Annotated in this window: 15 protein-coding genes and 1 pseudogene; 8 read left to right on the top strand and 8 right to left on the bottom strand. The window is 43.4% G+C overall.

The features are described from left to right. Positions 1 to 118: 118 nt before the first annotated feature. Both Q0541_RS21310 and Q0541_RS21315 read left to right on the top strand, forming a co-directional pair. Complete coding sequence (locus Q0541_RS21310; protein ID WP_298914865.1) at positions 119 to 457, top strand: hypothetical protein; 339 nt, start codon at positions 119 to 121, stop codon at positions 455 to 457. Next, positions 447 to 632 (top strand): hypothetical protein, encoded by a 186-nt coding sequence (locus Q0541_RS21315; protein WP_298914868.1) that lies wholly within the window; start codon positions 447 to 449, stop codon positions 630 to 632. Before Q0541_RS21310 ends, Q0541_RS21315 begins: the two co-directional genes overlap by 11 nt. 5 nt (positions 633 to 637) lie before the next feature. Here the strand turns inward: Q0541_RS21315 and Q0541_RS21320 are convergent, their stop codons facing one another. Both Q0541_RS21320 and Q0541_RS21325 read right to left on the bottom strand, forming a co-directional pair. Then, positions 638 to 1018 (bottom strand): hypothetical protein, encoded by a 381-nt coding sequence (locus tag Q0541_RS21320; RefSeq protein WP_366941910.1) that lies wholly within the window; start codon positions 1016 to 1018, stop codon positions 638 to 640. A 24-nt stretch (positions 1019 to 1042) separates the two neighbouring features. Further along, positions 1043 to 1744 carry a DUF433 domain-containing protein gene (locus Q0541_RS21325; protein WP_298914871.1) on the bottom strand — a complete coding sequence of 234 codons (702 nt, stop codon included), beginning with the start codon at positions 1742 to 1744 and terminating at the stop codon, positions 1043 to 1045. Between the two features lie 387 nt (positions 1745 to 2131). Between Q0541_RS21325 and Q0541_RS21330 the strand changes: the two genes are divergently transcribed. Then, positions 2132 to 2740, top strand: a complete 609-nt coding sequence (locus Q0541_RS21330) for a hypothetical protein (protein ID WP_366941909.1) — start codon at positions 2132 to 2134, stop codon at positions 2738 to 2740. 378 nt (positions 2741 to 3118) lie between these two features. Here Q0541_RS21330 and Q0541_RS21335 read toward each other — a convergent pair whose 3' ends face one another. Then, a complete protein-coding gene (locus Q0541_RS21335; protein ID WP_298914875.1) occupies positions 3119 to 3598 on the bottom strand; it encodes a hypothetical protein in 480 nt (159 codons plus the stop codon). Positions 3599 to 4587: 989 nt separating this feature from the next. Next, positions 4588 to 6429 (bottom strand): threonine--tRNA ligase, encoded by a 1842-nt coding sequence (gene thrS, locus Q0541_RS21340; RefSeq protein ID WP_298914963.1) that lies wholly within the window; start codon positions 6427 to 6429, stop codon positions 4588 to 4590. A gap of 414 nt (positions 6430 to 6843) precedes the next feature. Between thrS and Q0541_RS21345 the strand changes: the two genes are divergently transcribed. From Q0541_RS21345 to Q0541_RS21355, 3 genes are all read left to right on the top strand, one after another. Next, positions 6844 to 7161 carry a DUF2605 domain-containing protein gene (locus tag Q0541_RS21345; protein WP_298914878.1) on the top strand — a complete coding sequence of 106 codons (318 nt, stop codon included), beginning with the start codon at positions 6844 to 6846 and terminating at the stop codon, positions 7159 to 7161. Positions 7162 to 7467: 306 nt separating this feature from the next. Continuing rightward, entirely contained in the window at positions 7468 to 7797 is a 330-nt protein-coding gene (locus tag Q0541_RS21350) for a DUF2973 domain-containing protein (protein WP_298914881.1), read from the top strand. Between the two features lie 553 nt (positions 7798 to 8350). Further along, the gene (locus tag Q0541_RS21355; RefSeq protein ID WP_298914884.1) at positions 8351 to 8563 is read left to right on the top strand and encodes a hypothetical protein; all 213 of its coding nucleotides are present in this window, start codon (positions 8351 to 8353) and stop codon (positions 8561 to 8563) included. 3 nt (positions 8564 to 8566) lie between these two features. Here the strand turns inward: Q0541_RS21355 and Q0541_RS21360 are convergent, their stop codons facing one another. The 3 genes and pseudogenes from Q0541_RS21360 to Q0541_RS34560 form a co-directional block, all read right to left on the bottom strand. After that, a complete protein-coding gene (locus Q0541_RS21360; protein ID WP_298914887.1) occupies positions 8567 to 9037 on the bottom strand; it encodes a transposase in 471 nt (156 codons plus the stop codon). Positions 9038 to 9183: 146 nt separating this feature from the next. After that, positions 9184 to 9327: a hypothetical protein gene (locus Q0541_RS21365; protein ID WP_298914890.1), complete on the bottom strand. Its 144-nt coding sequence runs from the start codon at positions 9325 to 9327 to the stop codon at positions 9184 to 9186. Positions 9328 to 9331: 4 nt separating this feature from the next. Further along, a pseudogene (locus tag Q0541_RS34560) lies at positions 9332 to 9436 on the bottom strand (IS5/IS1182 family transposase); the annotation flags it as partial. A gap of 36 nt (positions 9437 to 9472) precedes the next feature. Here Q0541_RS34560 and Q0541_RS21370 point away from each other — a divergent pair. Next, positions 9473 to 9844 (top strand): Nif11-like leader peptide family natural product precursor, encoded by a 372-nt coding sequence (locus Q0541_RS21370; protein ID WP_298914893.1) that lies wholly within the window; start codon positions 9473 to 9475, stop codon positions 9842 to 9844. 547 nt (positions 9845 to 10391) lie between these two features. Here Q0541_RS21370 and Q0541_RS21375 read toward each other — a convergent pair. Beyond that, a complete protein-coding gene (locus tag Q0541_RS21375) occupies positions 10392 to 12683 on the bottom strand; it encodes an amylo-alpha-1,6-glucosidase (protein ID WP_298914896.1) in 2292 nt (763 codons plus the stop codon). 971 nt (positions 12684 to 13654) lie between these two features. Here Q0541_RS21375 and Q0541_RS21380 point away from each other — a divergent pair. After that, on the top strand, positions 13655 to 15643 hold the full coding sequence (locus tag Q0541_RS21380; RefSeq protein ID WP_298914899.1) for a DICT sensory domain-containing protein: 1989 nt from the start codon (positions 13655 to 13657) through the stop codon (positions 15641 to 15643). Positions 15644 to 15833 lie beyond the last annotated feature (190 nt).

The raw sequence follows: 15833 nt of genomic DNA on the forward strand, positions 1-15833 counted from the left end.
CAGGCGGTTTCTAATCGCCTGGGCTAGGTGCAAAATGTGAGTTAAAAACATTCTTGCCTACGAAGGTGATAGAAAATACTCATATGATTTTTCGCTCATAGTGTAAGGATTACAGATAATGCAAGTTCTAAAAAGATCCATCAAACCACAAACTTATATATCGTTCCTCCACATCTACCAAACGACTTGGGGGACTGCTGGTGATATTTGTTTAATCCGTGAATCTGTAGCTAATGAAAGTACGGCGAAGTTTGTCGGTCACAAAATCGAATTAGTAGTGCCAAAAGGGTTAGAGCGCGATCGCATCGCCAACTGTCCGATCATCAAAGTTGCAGGTAATGTCGGCGACGGACATCCTAAAGAGCATCCGTTGGAATGGGAGGCTTATGAAGGTGTAAATTCAGAAATAGCTGAAGCGGCTCTCAAACCTTGGGGCTTCAAGTTAATTGAACTTTAATGTGGGTGGCGAGTTGATCAGTTCAACTCGCCGGGAGGTAGCCCATTACGAATTGGCTTCAACCATGCCTAAGCATCTACACCAAATTAAAAAGCGATCGCCCTTATCTGCCTACTTGATTGGACGCTTAAGTATCCAAAAAAGGCGATCGCGCAATCTAAAAGAACCGTTCTAATTCTTCTACAGCGCCTGGCTGTCTTTCCATAGGGCAATACTTGCATCACGATAGATTTTCGCAATGAATGGAGCAGGATGTTTCCGAACAAATTCTTGCATCGGCACAATTGCTTTGAGAAAAATTGCGGCCATATCTGCCCCTGATAAACTTTGGGAAACAAATATAAACATCTTGACCTGAGCGCGTGCAACGGCAATCCTTTCTAATAAGTTGTTGCTAATCTTGCCATCTTTGGTCAAAACAACCCAGCCCATTTTGCCGACCTGTGGCAACCAGTCTACATCTTGAGCGCCTTTGTCAAAGTGTTCGTCATGGATTTTTATAGTGACACCTGCGGACCGAAGCGTTTCTACAATGCGTCTGTTACCTAGACATCTATCTATAAAAAGTAATGGACTGGGGTTGAATCATGCAATAGCAGGTAGTTCACACCGGATAGCTTCTTCGATCTTGAAGCGATCGCTGTCATAATCATAAGCGAGATCGTCAATTGAATCACCTGCTTTATAGCGTTCTGCTAACACGCTGGTGGTAATTCCTGTTCCAGCAATAACAAGGCGACCAAAGGCGATTCGGGAATCAATGACGACAACACGAGGGCTATCTTCCTCGTGAGAGCGAGTAAAGGGATACAGTTTAATTGCAAGCCCTGTGTCGTCGGGTTCAATTCGCTCAAGATGAGCATTAAAAGCGTCTTTCATCTGCGTTTGCACGCTTCTCGATGCATTAATGAGAGAGCCATAGCGCTCAATGAACAGGTCAACACCATCGGTAAGAAAACGCTCACGAGCAAGCGGGTGGGATGTTTGAAACCGCTCATCAATGAAATCAAGAGCAGTTCGTACATTGCCTAGATCAATTTTGTGATTTTTGCGAATTGCTCTTAAAACATGAACTTCAACTAGGTTGTTAAATGAGAGGAGTCGTGGTTTCAGATCACGAATTGGGATAAGGGGTTTGAAGAAGTTGGAACCTTTTGAAATCCGGTAGTGTCGCCCAACTGTCCAAGAACGAATTGTGCCTGCTGGAATGCGTAAATAACGAGCGGCATCGCTAATGGAGTAGGCGGGAATGTCTCTAGGATCGGTTCCTCCGTAAAGCTCGGTCATTTGCGTGCCTGCCAGGGATGCTTAATTTTATTATCTTCGATATCGATACATATTAAAACAAGCAAAGTCTTAGCTTTATGAAAAATTCTTCTTCATTAGTGAAGCGATCGCTTTGTCTCGAAGGCTCGGCTTGATTGAATAGCTAACTATCCAATTATAAAACAAGCGATCGCACTTTGATTATTGCTTTGACATATTTACTGGCTGGTGGCAGTGATGATGTGAAAAGACTGCTTACATAGCTGGGCTTTCCTGAGACTAAAACGATTCCTGCTTCATTAAGCCATGATCAAGGTGTTAAAACTCTCAAAATATTTGCCCAAGTCAGGGAACCTAGTCGAGATTTTGCACGATTACGGGAAGACTTAGCAAAGCAAATTGCTGTAGTTGCGAAAAAAGTCTCTTGGGAACCGCAAGTGTGACAAGGGGGTAATTAAAGCAATTCAGGCAAAGTTGCACGGACAAGCACAAGATGCTGATTTTCTCAAGAATTTAATTTACAGTGGTGCCTTAGATATCTGCATTGACAGACTCAACGAAGTCAGCCCCAACTCTTGGAGACGCTACGCGAACTTTCCCTTAAAAAAATTCTCCGATGCTGTTTATCAAATGCGGCTGAACGATGAACAAGCGCTACCTGGAGATAAATTTCAGCAGGTAGTCCAGTCTTTAGAAGATGAGAAATATAAAATGGTCGTCAGCCGTCAGTGGCAAAACGAAGAAGGTGCAGCCAGGAGAGAATGGTATTTCCGCCACGACAAGATTATGGAATTCTTTTTGGTGCACAACTTTCTTGGCGAGAAGGATGAAGCTAAAAATCGCCTGATTGACCACATGGGCGACTCTCGTTTTCGGGGTGTGTACTTTTTGTTAGTAAACTTACTGCCTTTAGATGCTGCAAAAGAACTGAAGGAAAAATTAGTTCAATACGCCGCCGATACCAAAGACCATACTGTGAGTGATACCTTCGTGCAATTGTTGCGCCCAAGGGTGTAATTCGTAATATTTCGGCTACGCTCAATACAAGTTCGTAATTTGTAAGTAAGAAAGAGACTTCTAGGCTGAGGGTAAATTGTTTATTTAATAAAAATCTGACTTTTCACGTCATTCGCGGTGTCTAGATCCCCGACTTCTCCAAGAAGTCGGGGATCTAACTTTTGACGAATGATTTAGGACTGCTATATAGAAAAACTCACGCTAAACCTAATCCCTGAGCAAGCTTTGTTACTAGGGAATGGAAGCGAGGTTTTCTAGATAAGAGTGAAAAGTCAGATATTGGAATGAGTGGAAAAAGAGATTGTGTCTGTCCTACCGCCAATTAGAATCAATGCTCAGTTCACCTGGAACCAAGCTTAATAAATGAAGGTGGAGGGATTAACCACGACCCCAGTCGCGCTCGTGTTCATAGCGGTTGTTATTATCACGATTGTTGCGAATGTTATTATAGCGCTCATAGTGGCGGTTATTTTCGCGCTCATAGCGACGGTTATAATCGCGGTCATGGCGGCGATTATAATCGCGGTCATGGCGGCGGTTATTTTCGCGCTCATAGCGATAGTTATTTTCGCGCTCATAGCGACGGTTATAATCGCGGTCATGGCGGCGATAATTTTCGCGCTCATAGCGATAGTTATTGTCACGAATGTTGAGAAGATAGTTCTCACGTTCATAATCATCATTTCTGTGGTGACGACTCTGACGTTCGTAGTAACCATCATCGTTGTGTTGATAGCCGTAGTTATCTAACCCAGCAAGATAATCCACTCGTGTATTAGCATCAGCTTTTGGAGAAATACCCAAAGCTGATGCAGATGCTATCAAGCCTGCGAGCAAAATAGAGGTAAAGCGGTTCATGATGTCAGTCAAAAATTGTTGATAGTAATTTATGCAAGTCCAGTCTGTTCAAGTCCAGTCTGTTTAGGAAGAGCAGATTCCACAAGTGTTTGAATCAATCCTATCAATCTTGAATAACTCAAAAAGTTTTCTTGAGTGCGGTGATTGAGAAAGGTTTTGTTGTCTGTGATACTTTCTGACTTTCCAGATGCAGTGAAAAGTTAAAATTAAAATGAGTCTTTGAACTGGATGAATCCACCTCTGAACTCCGTCAACGAGTCTTTGATACTCGTGAATGAGTCTTTGAACTCCGTTAACGAGTCTTTGAACTGGATGAATCCACCTCTAAACTCCGTTAACGAGTCTTTGATACTCGTGAATGAGTCTTTGAACTCTGTTAACGAGTCTTTGAACTGGATGAATCCACCTCTGAACTCCGTTAACGAGTCTTTGAACTGGATGAATCCACCTCTGAACTCCGTTAACGAGTCTTTAATACTCATTAACGAGTCTTTGAACTCCATTAATGAGCCTTGGGGAGACAGCTACGCTTTAATGGGGTGGGGTTCTTGGGGTTTAATAAGTAATTAAGCGGACATGATATAAGAGGTTTTATTATGCAAAACCGTCCCTCTCCAACTTCCAAAGGCACAGACTTGAAATTAGTTCAAGCCAGGGAGAGGTTCGTGGAACTGACGTCATATTACAGCAGTTTTCATGTATTTGAACCGCATCTGTCGTAAGGGCACAGCAATGCTGTGCCCCTACCGCGTGGTTTATTTACCTGAAAATAGCTGTAAATACATTACGATCGCACCTTTACCAAAACCTACCAGCTAGTACGCTACGGCGGAAATAGAGCAACCATTTAAAATCCCTAAAGAGCTTATTCCATATTACTTTTGACTTTTGACTTTTGATTTTTGACTTCCGCCTTGCGGTACTAGCCTCTGTACCCTACTAAACAAAACGCACACCAATTGTGATTAGTGTGCGTCTGCGGTTAGATTTTAGAAATTCTCGAACTTAGCGATCGCATCCTTCATCTTATCCACCACCTCATCTACAGGGATGACTCCCAATTCCCCAGAAGCGCGAGTACGGATACTCAAAGTATTAGTTTCCACTTCCTTAGCTCCCACCACAGCCATCACGGGTATTTTTTCTTTCTCTGCATTGCGAATCTGTTTACCCAAGCGATCGCCACTGGTATCAACTTCTGCACGGATGCCCAACGCTCTCATTTTCGTTACCACATCTTTAGCAAAGTCTACCTGTATATCACCCACTGGCAGTAATCTAGCTTGCACTGGCGCTAACCATAAAGGGAAATCACCCGCATATTCTTCAATTAAGATCCCAATTAGCCGTTCTAGTGAACCAAAAGGCGCACGGTGAATCATTACTGGGCGTTTGCGAACACCATCTTCGGCGACATACTCTAAATCAAAGCGTTCTGGCAAAATGTAATCTACCTGCACAGTTCCTAATTGCCACTCCCGATCTAGGGCATCACTAAAGATAAAGTCAAGTTTTGGCCCATAAAATGCCGCTTCCCCAACTCCCTCAAAGTGTTCCATCCCCAAGGTTTCAACTGCACGGCGAATCGCCCCTTCGGCTTTGTCCCAAACTTCATCGTCACCGATGTACTTATCACTAGCTGGATCGCGGAAACTAAGTCTAGCTTTAAAGTTCTTTAGTTGCAGACTATTGAACACCGACAAAATCAAATCCACTACACTGAGGAATTCGCTGTCTAGCTGTTCTGGGGTGACGAACAGGTGAGAATCATCCACAGTAAAACCGCGCACCCGCGTTAAGCCGCCCAATTCCCCTGATTGTTCGTAGCGGTAAACAGTACCAAATTCTGCAAATCGCAAAGGTAGTTCCCGATAGGAGCGTAACTCACTCTTATATATTTGGATGTGAAAAGGGCAATTCATCGGCTTCAAGACAAAGCCCTGTTCATTAGCAGCAGACTCCTGATCATCCGCCATTAAGGGGAACATATCTTCTTTATATTTCTGCCAATGTCCAGAGGTTTTAAATAAATCTACTCTGGCAATGTGAGGTGTTACTACAGGTAAATAACCCCGTTTTATCTGTTCTTGCTTGAGGAAATCTTCTAAAGTACTCCGCAACAGAGTGCCTTTGGGCGTCCACAAAGGTAAACCCGGCCCCACTTGGTCAGAAAATATAAATAATCCTAGTTCCTTACCCAGCTTCCGGTGATCTCGCCGCAGCGCTTCTTCTTTGCGTCGCTTATATTCAGTGAGTTGTTCTGGGCTTTCCCAGGCGGTGGCGTAGATGCGTTGTAGTTGAGCTTTAGTTTCATCCCCACGCCAATAAGCACCAGCAACGCTTTCTAATTCAACTGCTTTCGGGTTTAATTCACTGGTATTTTCCAGATGAGGCCCTCCACACAAATCCCACCATTCATTCCCCACGTGGTAAATCGTGATTGGTTCCTCTTTGATATCTCCCAGGATTTCTAGCTTGTAAGGCTCCTTAATTTCCTGAATCCGGCGTTCGGCTTCTTCGCGGCTGACTTCTTCCCGAATGACTGGGAGTTTGCGATTGATAATTTTCACCATCTCTTTCTTGATGGCTTTGAGATCATTTTCGCTAAATGGTTGTGGATTGTCGAAGTCATAGTAAAAACCGTTTTCAATCCAAGGGCCGATTGTAACTTGTGCCTTGGGAAACAGCTTTTGTACTGCCATTGCCATTACATGGGAAGCAGTGTGGCGAATCTTTTTTAAGTTCTCCGATTCGCTGGTACGCGGTAAATAAATTTTTTCAACTTGTTCTGACTGATTTGATGAATTTGGCGACATTGGCTGCTGAACCATTGGCGAAGTGATTACAAAAGGTGATTTATCTGAATCTGTAGGCTTATTCAACTATAACGACTTTGATTTTTGCCAGTTCGGCTTTCTCTTCCAACTACTGAATTAATTTATGAGCGGGGATGAAGATAAATTTTTGATTGGTTAGCTGAGTGTCAAACTCAGAATTCCAGGCGTAGGCGTAGCCCGTCGTAGACATCGCTAATTTATCTTATGGATTACAACTCGGTGTCAGCTATACCTATAGATGCCTCTCCAAAGGAAGTGTACAAACCCGATATCAAGACTATATAATAAATTATGTGTTCTTTGTTACATCTTTTCACCTCTTTTGAATTATGAGAGAAATAATAAAAGTGTTAAGAAACATAAAGAACGTTAATATTAGTAAGCAAGTTGGAAATATAGTTCTCATTTATGTCAAACTCAAATGTACCAGGGCCTGAGTTGCTGAAAACGGTTTTAGAACCTCTGCTAGAAGATTTTCAACATTGGTTTACGCGATCGCGCCATTTACTCGAAACTGAGCAACTATCATTTATGAGTGACCAAGAGCAATCTGACTTGCTCTTGCGGATTAAGCAAGCGCAAGATGAACTAAATACGGCGAAGATGCTATTTACTGCAACTGATAAACAAGTCGGGATTGATATGGCAACGATAATGCCTTGGCATCAACTAGTAACAGAATGCTGGAATGTGGCAATGCGCTTCCGTCAAGGGCGTGAAGTCTAAGCAGCAGATGGGAGCATTTGCTAAATTTTGGCAGACTACTTAGCGATGTCTAACGACAAAATGCTAGATCAGTCGTTAAAGAGATAGTACAAAAATCTTAACAATTTATTAACATTATTTTGATTAACAAAATAATGTATCCTATGTTACCGTAAGTTGAATAACGGTTGACAAATAGCTCCATATAAATGTAAACGCACGTAAAAGAGCGCGTTAAATACTTGTCCTAACTGTGAGTCACAGTATCGGCGAAGTAAAGCGTTACAAAATAAAGTTTTAAAAATTGTTGTTTTGGAGGAAAATCTAATGTTACACCTGCTTTACATTCTTGCTTTTACAATCCTTGCATTTATAGCTGTTGGCAACTTAATTCGTAACCTGATCATGTTCAGTTTTGATCGGGATCGAACTTACCCGACGAATTCCTCGGCAATGAATAATCAAGGTAACTATGGTTATTATTCATCAAAAAAACAGTTTGTACCCCATCCAGAGTTATTAGATAGCGCGGGCAACTTAATTAAAGAGCCACTTTTGGTAATGCGTTCGATTAACGTTGAAGATGCGCGTCAACATCTCGATGCACTTTATGAAGCATCCCCAGGACATAAGAGAGAAAATTCAGAGGAAGCTTAAGAGGTTGTTTGAAAAGTTATAAAGTATACTTAAAACCCCGCTTTTATTCCTCTCCTTTATAGGAAAAAAGGCTTTGAAACCCCCATTTCCTTGTAGAGAAGGCTTGATCGGGGGTTAAATTTCTGAGGTTTTGATGTTAATAACAATACTTTTCAAACATCCTCTAAGAGTTAGGAATTAGCAGTTTGGGTGTAAATAATTGTTGTTTTTACATCCTTAACCCAACTTTAAGCAGAAATATTAGACCTCTTGCATAAATCAAAAGCCCTCACCCTAAATCCCTCTCCCATCCTTGGGAGAGGGACTTTGAAATTGCCTCCCCTTCTCCCAATTTTGGGAGAAGGGGTTGGGGGTTGAGGGTAGTTTTGCATTCGTGCAAGAGGTCTATTATAACCATCTTTGAATTTGAGGCGATCGCGTCGGTAAGCTGGTAAGTTAACATTTAGTAACAGCAGTAAGAGAGAAGCTAAATCCAGCTGAGTAGCGGGAATTATCTGGTTGTGTTCGAGGTTACTAGCATAAAATAACCTGTCATCTATTATTTAGAAGTGCATTGACCAGATTTGAGTTCATAGTAGATGGGCCACCAGTATCACAACAAGCTCGTAAACGCGGTAAGGGCAATCGGCTTCAAGATTGGAAAAAGACAGTGCGACAAGAGGCTGAAAAATATTGGTCTTTGGAACAAAAAACAGCTACTGGGTTGGTTATGCTCCAGATAACCTATTTCTATGATTCTATTCAAATAGATATAGAACCCATTTGATATCTATGCCTGAGCTAAACGCTTGAGCATGAGCCGGATAAAACAGAGATTGAGCTTGGCAGTCGCATGAGCCAGAGTTCGCTCAAAGTTTTTAACCAAACTCTTACATCGTTCCATCCAAGCATTCGAGCGTTCTCTTCCCCCAACGAGTTGCGATGGCGTACCCGCCCGCCGTAGGCGATCGGAACAAAGCCTGCAATGCCTTGGGTTGCAATTTCTGCTTTTGTGGGTTTGGGTGCCAGTTGGAATCGGATCTTGGTCATTATCCGAGGGTAGAGTATTTGCAGAGCAGTTGTGATTTTGTCTGGGTGGTAGCCGTCGCCCGTGCAGAATCGTAATTTTTGGTATGTTTACAGGCTTGGCACGAAAGTACTCCAAATTTTGGGTCAATAGTTCAATCAAGCCACCGTCATCACTCATACTGGCTTTGGTGCAGTGAGTGAAGAATGGTAGACCAAGAGTATCTACTGCCAAGTGTCGTTTGATGCCATTGGTACATTTGTAATGACAGAACCCTTTGGACTCTACACCTGCATTGCAGGTATTCTTGACTGCAACCGAAGTCGATGATCAGCAGGGTTGTCCACTTTAGTTTTTTTTTGCGCGTTCGCGCACAATCCCTAAGCAACGTCGTCATCATCCGCTCTAGCACCTCCGTCTCTCGCCACTGCAAGGAGATGCCAAAACACTGTTGAGTAGGGCGGTAAATATGCAGGGTAAATCGCACCAGTTACACCCATTCTTAAGTTGATAAAAGATACCATCTAAAATTTGTCGCTTTGTCCACAATGGATGTCTAGTTTGCTTCTTATGGGGCAACAGTGGTTCAATGATTTCCCACTCTTTGTCGCTTAAACTGCTAGAGTATGGCATTTATTTCTCATCTTACCCTCTCTCCCAAGATCCCAAATGGGTTCTATAAGCAAGATTCTGATAAATGAAGAGCAGCGCGTCGCGATAATCATCTTTCCCCCGAATCTTGATACCCTTGTGCTGCTAGTCTTAAAGAATATACTGCTGTTTTTCTTTATATTACGAGTAGCTAGCGAGGATCAAATTTTAAATATGGCTTTTGAGCAAATCGAAGCATTTTTAAAGAAAATGCAGTCTGAACCTGAACTTAAAAACGAGGTGCTCGCAGCACCAACCGCAGATGATATTGCGCGAATAGCACTAAAGCTTGGTTTTGAATTTTCAGGTGATGAATTATTGAGAATGTCAGGTAAGAAAATTGGCAGCATTACTGTTAGAAAAACTGATCTTCCTGGAGAGTACAACTAGGGGTCACGCGAGAATTTTTGAAGAAGGCAGCTATGCTGAGGGCAGAGGGCAGAAGGAACAATTGAATGGGGATTCAGACCCCAACCAATTGTCGGCGCCGTGTAGACGGCGGGGCTTTAAACCGCAAGTTCGCTTTGGTCACGGGCAGAGGGCTGGAAGCAGTATTCCCTTCTGCCTTCTGCCTCCGCGCTAAAGCCTTTCTTCGGTAATTGAGCGGTCGAATGCTTGGATGGGGCGCTGTAAGATCCTGGTCAAGAACTTTGAGTGAACACTATCGAATGCCACGACCAAGCTCAATCTTTGTTTTGTTAGGCTCATGCTTAAGAGACTCGCAGCTTCTTAGAGATATCAAATGGGTTCTATATGAATTGATCGAGCTTACAGAGCAGCTTTTGAGAACTCTACACACTGGTGATGAAGCAGACTAACACTGGGTTGGTTGGAGTGGATGGTAGGACAGCCCTGGTGCTGAATTTCAGGTCATGCTTAGTGCGATCGCCCGGCAGAATAAAATAGGGAGTGGGTAATTCACCACTCCCTACTCTTTCTAAGCTTCAATAACTACCCGAAGATTGCCCCGTTTTCTGGCAACGCGACAAGCAGTCGTAGTACCAGAACGCTCGAATTCCAAATCGAGGATGGTGGGGCCGACTCGCAAATTATGAAAGGACAGGCGATTAATCGATTCTGGCAAAGCGGGGTCGATTATTCGCAAGCAGTTATTTTGAGCGTCAGGCACCAAGTTGACCATCATTTGCAGCAGTTGGAAGATACTCCCAGTAGCCCAAGCTTGGGGAGTACAGGCAACTGGATACTGCACAGGGGCATTATCACCGTTCCGTTCGTAGCCGCAGAAAAGTTCTGGAGGACGTTGGTAAGGCTGCCGACTAGTCATGTCGAATAAACCTTGGAAAAGTTCTAGGGCTTGATCGATAAGACCAAGCGATCGCAATCCCATTGCAATCAGAGCGTTATCATGGGGCCAAACTGAACCAATGTGATAGCCCATTGGATTGTAGGCAGGTGACAAACTACTCAGGGTACGAATGCCCCAACCATTAAACATATCTGGTGCCCGCAAGCGTTCTGCTACACTATAGGCTTTTTCGGGTGTGAAGAGGCCCAAATGTAGACAATGACCAGGATTTGAGGTAATACTGTCTACTGGCTTGCCATCTCCATCCAAAGCTAAAGCGCAGAAATCTTGGTCTTCTACCCAAAAATCTCGATTAAAACGAACCTTAAGACTTCTAGCTTCTTCTTGCCAACGATCTGCCAAATCAAGCCGCTTCTTCATCCTAGCTATTTCTGCTAGGCGCATTTTTGCAGCATATACATAAGCTTGCACCTCACAAAGGGCAATTGGGCCATTGGCTAATTCTCCCTTGTGGTCTACAATACAGTCGCCAGAATCTTTCCAACCTTGGTTAACAAGACCGCGTTTGGATTTACGGAAGTAACTGAGGTAGCTGGTTTGTTTGGTATTGCGATCGATCCACTCCATTGCGGCTAGAGCATTCGGCCAAAGTTGCTCTAAGAGTTCTTGATCATGAGTCCAAGCATAATGTTCGGCATACAGCATCAGCCATAGCGGAGTGGCATCAACTGTACCGTAGTAAGGTGTATGGGGAATTTCTTGACAACGAGCCATTTCTCCCAAACGTAACTCGTGCAAAATCTTACCCGGTTCTTCTTCGCGCCATTCGTCGTCGATTTGACCTTGGTATGTCGCCAGTAATATCAGGGTTTCCTTGGCGATTTGCGAGTTTAACATCAGGGCTTGGGAAGCTGTAATCAGCGAATCCCGTCCAAATAGTGTAGAAAACCACGGCACTCCAGCAGAAACAGTCTTATGCTTACCAAAAGACTGGCGCAACAAATACATATCTTGTTCAGCCCGCTCAATCACTCGATTGAAGGTATTCTTATCTGAGCTAATGCGTGTAATTTGCTGTACCCAGTTTTGCTTCTCCATAAACTCAGCAGCTTTCGCCTGTCCTAAGGTGAAAGCTGCGCTTACAGTTGAACTGGACTGGTTGTTTTTCAACATATTCACTCGGTAGCCCAGCTTTTGAGTTTCGTGAGAAGCCAACTCTAGCTGCCAAACCGCAGTGTAACCCTTGAAATAGTTTGGTTGCCGCTGCTGAAATAGAATACGGGATTCCATCACCGACCCATCCAGACCTTGATAGGCGAGTGTTAAAGATTCTTCCCTAAAAGATGGTGGCTCTTTAGGTATAGGCAAAACGCCATCGACCAGAGAAAATGTTCCTTCTTCAGCCGTCGGTTCCGCTAGACGTAAAAGCCTACCTCGTTTTTCTCTGTCATAGCCCCGGACTTCAAATAAATCAAGAAAATCTGCATCAAAGCTGATGCTTAGTTCAAAACTGACGGTAGTTGTGCTGTAGTTAGATATCTCTATTTCTTCAAATAGTGCCCCATTCAGCACGATTTCCCGGCGAATTCCTACAGTGTCGGCTTTCAGGCGTTCGTCGATTCTGGGGTTGGTACATAAAACTGAGAGTGAAAACCCTTTTTCAGCAGTACTACTGAGGAGTACAGGCGATCGCCCTTCAATTTGCAACTCCAAGCGATTGATAAATCTTGTATCACAACAAAACAGTCCCATGCTGGGATTGCCATCGTTGAGGGAACAGCCAGAAATGTTCCCGATAGTATCTGTTACAAAAAATAAATCATCATCTTTTACCGTCAGTGTCGGTTGTGGCCTTTGACTCACAACACAAGGCCACTCCGGGATTGGTAATTGTTCGGCAGGAATAAAAGTTTTTCCATCCAGGAAAATTTTTTCCGGGGTCATTAGCGTATCCGGTGTCATTAGTCAAAGTTCCGTGTACAGGTCTAGATTTTCGTGGTCTTCCGAGTAGAGGTCGCTGACACTCACAACTTCCGAAAAAATCCGCTCTCTAAAACTCGTTTGAGCTATTCTAGCCAAAGTAATCCTTACATACTGTTGACAAAATAGCAGCGCTCAAATCCATATAAAAATCTTGAGAAATTTCTATTTTATAAGTCTAAAGTCAAGAGTGAAAACTGAGGATTTTGAGATAATTCATTAGTCATTCAACTTTCTCAAGACACAAGACATATAGTATACTCAGCAAAAAGGCGAAATTTACAGTTTTTGTTGGATGTAGAGAGCATTTGTTCCCTACCATTATACGATTTTGTCTTAAATCTCTTTGGTATTTGATTAAACAAATTTATGATAAATAATTAATTGATTAAATTTAATCACTAATTATGGATTAAATTATGTGAATGTAGCAGTAATGATTTTTGGGTAAGAAAATTTCTTTAGTGAGCATAAATACAATGTAGGTAATAGTCGCATGGACTATCAATCAATGATCAGTGGTTAGTAGTAATTAATTATTTGGTACTTAGTGCTGAAAGATTTTACCTGTACAAGCATATGCAAAGCTAGTCGAGAATGTATATTGGGCGTAGTAGCCGATGATTTAAAATATCTTTTTAACCTGATCCTACTGCCTGAAGGTGTGGGATTTCAGGGTCATTGGATGATTGGACATTGAAAAAAAACCATGCTCCAAGTCGAGCGATTGATTCCACCCCTTGAAGAGATGGACTACAAGCCGACTTCCTGTAAATGAAGCTGTACACGCTCCTGCTAGTTAGTAACAAAGTGTTGCGTTTACGTTGCTGAAAAGTGCTTTTTAGCGTTCTTTACATATTGCAACTAGTCTATTTAACTTGAAAGTCCCTTGTAATTTGTACAATGCAGCTGTGACGTGGATCTTGTTGAGATTGGGCGTTAAACGATAATTCATGAGCATTTCAACTTCTGTGCTGAGTGATCTGCTAAAGTCCCTACCCTACTTGCGGTCCCAGCTATATTTTAAGGCTTCACTAACGGCGCTCTCCCACGCGATGGAAGATCAAGTTTTGGCTGGAACTTTAGCCCAACCCCTTGTAATTGCTAGTTTCCAGCGAGAGCGATTCTACCGCCAAGAAGCTCATCGCTACCAGCGACTAGCTTTACGAAGTAATCAAGTATACGTATTATCTGCTCCAGAAACTGATTTTACCAATTTTACCAATAGTTCAGAACACTACGAAAGGGTAGCTTTTGAGCCAAATGATGGCTTAAGTCAAGAGTGGCATTTGATAGTGATTGCCGACAATTACGCGACTTGTCTGGTTTGCCGGGAAAGCCTTGGTTCTATTGCCAAAAACAAGCAACTACCGGAACTAAGCCCGAATCTGGATATAGACGCAGCGCGAAGATTTGAGGGAATTTGGACATCGGAAAGGGGAGTTAGCCTCAAAGCAGCCGAATTGCTTTTAGACAGGATTTTGGTTTACAGACCAGAATTGGCAAGCAAAATTGAGGAGGGATGTCAAAGGTTTGGCATCAAAGAGCCGCGAAGCTACTCTGGAGCAGAACAGATCAACGAATATGCTTGTGACATCGATACTGATCCCTTTGTGCAGCGTTTACTAACTTATCTGCAAGCTAGCCAGTACAAATTGCACAAAGCCTACCGTTCAATTGCTGCTCAAGCACGTAAAGAACGATTAGTCAATACGATTAGCACTGCCATTCGGCGATCGCTCGATCCTCACGAAGTTCTCCAGGTGGCGGCACAAGAATTAGGACAACACTTAGAAGCTTGTCGCTGTCTAATTTACCGCGCTCAAGCCACAGATAGCCAAGCCATAATGGAACACGAGTTTTTGACTCCAGGTGTTTTATCTGTTCGTGGGCAAACCTGGGAGTTAGAGAAAAATTCTCTCTTTCAGGACATAGTGGAACAAGGCGAAGGTGTTTGTGTAAGCGATACGCTGATTGACCCTCGCGTTACCGATTCGCCGGGACTTTCCTTGATTGCCAAAAAGTTTGCCATTCGTTCTTGGCTGATGGAACCAGTATTTTATCAGGGGCGATTATTGGGCATCGTGGAGTTGCACTACTGCCGAATGCCACCGCACGAGTGCCAACCTGGGGAATTAGATTTGGTAAAAGCGATCGCTACCCAAGTGGGAGCAGCTCTCATCCAAGCCGAAGCTTACGCCAACCTAGAAGAACTTAACCAGCAGCTAGAAGCCCTAGACCGCACCCGCAGCAACCTCATAGCCATAACTGGGCACGAACTGCGTACCCCCCTATCCACAATTCAAGTGTGCCTGGAAAGTCTCGCTAGTGAGCCGGATATGCCCTTGGAGTTGCAGCAGGTCATGCTCAATACTGCTCTTTCCGACTCAGAGCGGATGCGAAAACTGGTACAAGATTTCCTCACACTTTCCAACTTAGAAAGCGGTCGCGTGGAATGGCATCCAGAATCCCTCAGTTTACAAGAGTGTGTGGACTTATCACTTAGCCGCAATCGCACGCGTTCCTCAACGGAAAAGCCGCCCAAAATCAAAACTCAAATTGCCCAAAACTTACCTTTGGTTAGAGCTGATGGTGATTGGCTGGTAGAGGTACTGGCAAAACTCATAGACAATGCTTGTAAATTTACACCACCCCAAGGAGAAATCACTATTAAAGCAGTTCAGAATAGCCATCAAATGGTCGAGGTGACTGTAGCTGACACTGGACGCGGCATTGAACCGAATCGTTTAGAAGTAGTTTTTGACCGCTTCTATCAAGAAGAGGGAGCGCTACGCCGCACCACTGGCGGAACTGGACTTGGTTTAGCAATTTGCCGTCAAATTGTTAATGGCTGGGGTGGGGAAATTTGGGCAGAGTCAACTGGCAAAGACCAGGGTAGTCAGTTTCACTTCACCATACCAATTGTTCAGAGTAGCCATTAGGAAAAGCGGACTAAAGTCAAGAGTAAATAGTATTGGGCACTTGTACTGAGCGTAGCCGAAGTATGGGGCATTGGTTTTTGACTAATCACAAATGACTAAAAGACTAAAAACTGTTACAGTCTATGACGCGATCGCAATATGATCCTGGTTGCGGTGTTAGGATTCCCTAAAAACGTTGAGAGAATATTTA

It is taken from the genome of uncultured Nostoc sp. (assembly GCF_937863485.1).
Lineage (GTDB): Bacteria > Cyanobacteriota > Cyanobacteriia > Cyanobacteriales > Nostocaceae > Nostoc.